At 63.8% G+C, this 3,918-nt stretch carries 3 protein-coding genes and 1 tRNA gene; all 4 read right to left on the bottom strand.

What is annotated here, in order from left to right; translation table 11 throughout:
* Positions 1 to 172: 172 nt before the first annotated feature.
* Positions 173 to 781, bottom strand: a complete 609-nt coding sequence (locus tag AC1DJT_RS34975) for a PopZ family protein (RefSeq protein WP_476768614.1) — start codon at positions 779 to 781, stop codon at positions 173 to 175.
* Positions 782 to 1,017: 236 nt separating this feature from the next.
* Positions 1,018 to 2,418: a TolC family outer membrane protein gene (locus AC1DJT_RS34970; protein WP_476835888.1), complete on the bottom strand. Its 1,401-nt coding sequence runs from the start codon at positions 2,416 to 2,418 to the stop codon at positions 1,018 to 1,020.
* Positions 2,419 to 2,578: 160 nt separating this feature from the next.
* The gene (locus tag AC1DJT_RS34965) at positions 2,579 to 3,220 is read right to left on the bottom strand and encodes a protein-L-isoaspartate O-methyltransferase family protein (RefSeq protein WP_441489887.1); all 642 of its coding nucleotides are present in this window, start codon (positions 3,218 to 3,220) and stop codon (positions 2,579 to 2,581) included.
* A 579-nt stretch (positions 3,221 to 3,799) separates the two neighbouring features.
* Positions 3,800 to 3,874: transfer RNA gene (locus AC1DJT_RS34960), tRNA-Asn, on the bottom strand.
* Between the last annotated feature and the right edge of the window lie 44 nt (positions 3,875 to 3,918).

The following is a 3,918-nucleotide window of genomic DNA, read 5'->3' as shown; positions in this document are numbered from 1 at the left end:
ACATCCGAGTGCCCCAACGGGTCCACGGACGGCTGCGCGGGCGTTAGATCATCGGACTGGATTTCGTATCCGGGCGGATGAACCGACCTTCTGTGGTTGCATCGAGACTGCAATCCACCTTTCAGGCCGATACCTTAGCCGACCAACCTCGTCTTGGTGAGCGGGAAATGCCTCAGTGCCGGTTACCGCGGGCGACGCGTTCGATTTCGGCGCGCACCAGACGTTCCACCATGGTCGGCAGATTGTCGTCGAGCCAGGTCTTGAGCATCGGCTTCAGCATGTCCTTGACCAGATCCTCGAGCGTACGCGCGTTGTTGGTCAGGACTGTGTGGGCGAGCGCACCGAAGGCATTGTTCACGGCGGAGCCGGCCTGTTCCGAAATCAGAGCAGCCATATCGAGCGATGGCGGCGCGGACTGTGCCGGGACGAAGGCTGGCGGCACGAACATCTGCGCCGGCGGCTCCGATTGCGGCTCCGGCTTGAACTCGGGCTCGGCCGCTTCGAGGAAATCGACATCCAGGCTGGGCTGAATGGCCACGGCCGGAGGCTCGGGCTCAGCCATCGCCGGTGATACGACCAGGCTCGCCTCGGCTCCGAGATCGAGCACGTCGTCATCGATCTCCTCGACGAGCTGCAACTGGGGCGCCGCGGGTGGCGGCTCTGGCGTCGGCGCAGGTGCGCTAGCCTCGGCGGGCTTGACCTCGTCATCCGCGATGATCCGGCGGATGGAGGCGAGAATCTCCTCCATCGACGGTTCGTTGGGCTTGGGTTGCGCGCTCATGCTGGGTCCGACCACTCGACACCGGGCGCGCGGATCGAATCAAACGCAGCCCCAACGTTGAGTATTCCACGCAAAGAGCGCCAAGCAAGGCAGGTTCCGGCCCACCCACAGGAGAAATCCGGTCTGTTGCCGGAATGTCTCCCATCGATCAGCGCGCAAGCCCGCTGCACAACAGAGCGGGCGGACCACAACAGAAACGGGGGCCGCAGCCCCCGTCGTTAACCGTCAAGGCTGTCTCAGCGGCCGTCAGGAACCTGGGTGCCCCAGAGCAGACCCTTGACCTGATCGTAATGCTTGCGGGAGTCGTAGACCGCGGTCTTGAGCTTCAGCGTCTCAGCCGAAAGCCGGCCGACGGCCGAAAGCACGGCATAGGATGCGACGACCCGATCTCGCTGCGCCGTCACCAGCGTCGACCGGGCAATCACMAGTTCCTGCTGCGCGTTGAGCACGTCGAGCGTGGTACGCTGACCGACCTTGGCCTCCTCGCGGACGCCTGCAAGCGCGGTCTCAGCCGCCTGAACCTGTGCCTGAGCCGCAATGATCTGCGCCTTGGCGGCATCAAGGGCGCCCCAGGCGGAGACGACCGCAGCACGCACGGTGTCGCGCGACGTGTCGACGTCGATCCGGCGCTGGCCGGCCGTCTCCTTGGCCTGCCGGGTCCGTGAGTAGACCTGGCCGCCCTCATAGATCGGGATTGTCAGCGTCGCCACAGCGCTCGCCGAGAAGCGATTGTCACCAAAAAGCTGGCTGTCATAGCGCTGCGCGACCAAGCCGCGCACACCCACGGTCGGATAGAGGTCCGCTTCCGTGACCTTCACCTGCAACTCCGCCGCATCGACGCCGTGCAGAGCCGCGATGACCGCAGGATGCCCGACCAACGCGATGTCAAGCGCGGCCGGCAGCGACTTCGGCAGCAGGTTCTCGATGGGACGTCCAGGCGCGAGCTGCTTTGGCTCGACACCGACATTCTGGCGGAAGCKCGCGATGCTGGTCTTGAGGTTCGATTCCGCCAGAATCTCCGCGGATTGCGCCTGCGACAGCCGGGCTTCTGCCTGCGCCACGTCGGTCCGGGTTACTTCACCGACTTGAAATCGGTCGCGCGTCTGGCGCAGCTGCTCCTCGAGAACCTCGACGTTGTTGCGGTTCAAACTGAGAATCGCCGTGTCGCGCAGCACGTTCATGTAGGACGTGGCGGCATCGAGCAGCACGTTCTGCTCGGTATTGCGCAACGTCGCCCGCGCACCCAGCACCTGCGATTCCGCCTGGCTGACAGAGCTGCGGGTCTTGCCACCGTCGAAGATGTTCTGGTCGATCTGGACGCCTGCGCCACGCGGCGCCAGGCGGGACGTGCTGTTGCCCTGTCCGGGCTGATTGGCGTCAAGCAGGCTCGCGCCGATATCCGCCGAGGCGGTGATGCGCGGCCGGTAGCCGGACAGTGCCTGGGGCACGTTCTCGTTGGTGGCGCGCACCAAGGCGCGCTGCGAATTCAGCGTCGGGTTGCCATTATAGGCCCGCGCCAGCGATGCATCCATCGTCTGCGCAGAAGCCGTCGTGATCTGGCTGGCGGCCAAAACGGTGGCCAGAACCGCAGCGAGACCGTATCCGGCCGACTTCCGCCTAATTTCTTTTTCGTTCACGTGGACGCCTCTTGTGCGGACTCAAGTCTCGCCCAGGCATCGCCCCAGCCTCGGCATAGTTGTAGTGATTCATACCCGGAGCCGCGGCCCGCGCCAATCTCACCAAGGCGCGAACAATCGTTTCCATGGCGCAGTGCCGCATAAATGCGACACTGCCGAATCAAAATTCGAAACTCGGAACGCGGCGGAATTCTTCCAAAACAGGCGCGGCAGCATCGAAAACCGGCCTCGCCGACATGGTTTGGGCGCTCTTTTGATAAAGCTGCACCCGCGCGGCCCGCCCCTGCCCCTCGACCAGGATCAGCCGGCCGTTATCGTTGACGAGACCAAAAAGGCTCTCTGGAACGGTCTCGCAGGCGCCGCTGACGAGAATCGCGTCGAAATGAGATTCGGCAGGCCGTGTGGCGCTGAGCGTGACGCCAACAGCGCCAGCCAGCGCAAGCGCGCCACGAGCCTGATCCAGGGCAGCCGCATCAGGCTCCCAAAGCGTGGCGACCGCGCCCATATCCGACATCAATGCAGCGCCATATCCCGTGCCGCCGCCATATTCGAGCACGCGCTCGCCAGGCTGAATGCCGAGCATCTGGATCATCCGCACGATCACCATCGGCGTCATCAGCGCCCGGCTCGTACCCGGCAAGGCGACAGACTGATCKAGATAGGCAAGGTGGGAGAGTTCGGCGGGAAGAAATGCTTCGCGCGGAACGCGGTCGGCAGCCGTGAGAACCGCACGGTCCGTCACGTCATAGGTCCGCAACTGGCAATCGACCATCATCCGGCGCAGCTCGGTGAAGCTGTCCATATCCTCAATCTCCGTCTGCGCGGCGCGTGTTCGCCGTCCTCAGCTTTTGTTCGAGGCGGTCGCAAAAGGCAAGATGGCCGCGGCAGGACACCGGTTCGGCTGCAGCGAGTTCTCACAGCTGAGGAGCACATGCGCGCCGCATCCACAGACGACCTGACGGCGTCGTCGCGAGGCAATCCGGCCAAGATTCGACCGGCAGGATTCTGCCGGCGACATCTCGATTGATCTGCGATCGCGGCCTCTGAATCAGACCGGTTTGGATTCGGTCATTCTGCCCAATAGCGATCGCTCAGCGATCCCTCGATCCTGATCATGACATCGAGAGGGCTCGGCCCATCCTCTACAGGCAGCTCCGCGCCCGCGCCGTCGATCGGCGCCTGGCGGCCACGCCCTGATCAACGAACCTCGGCGGATCGTGGTGAGGGGATCGCGCAAGGGCGGACGCGCATTACGCGCCGACATGCCGAGAGCTCGGATCAGCAAAAGCGCATAAGATTCTGAAATCGCGAGCCGACACGCTGCCGCCCCCTCGTAGAGGAGATGGCACACGGGCATCAATTTCATGAATGTAAGAAGTGTTGGCTCCCGGAGCAGGATTCGAACCTGCGACCAATCGATTAACAGTCGATTGCTCTACCGCTGAGCTATCCGGGACCGATGGCCGGGGTAATAGCGACGCCTTTGTCCGGGCGCAAGCC

This window comes from Allobosea sp. 05T422_2, assembly GCF_056396265.1.
Note: the sequence above shows the minus strand (reverse complement) of the source record. Positions and strands in the feature narration are given on the sequence as shown.

Excerpts from the sequence above, each read along its gene's own strand:
- AC1DJT_RS34975 (WP_476768614.1), bottom strand. The coding sequence starts at position 781 with ATGAGCGCGCAACCCAAGCCCAACGAACCGTCGATGGAGGAGATTCTC.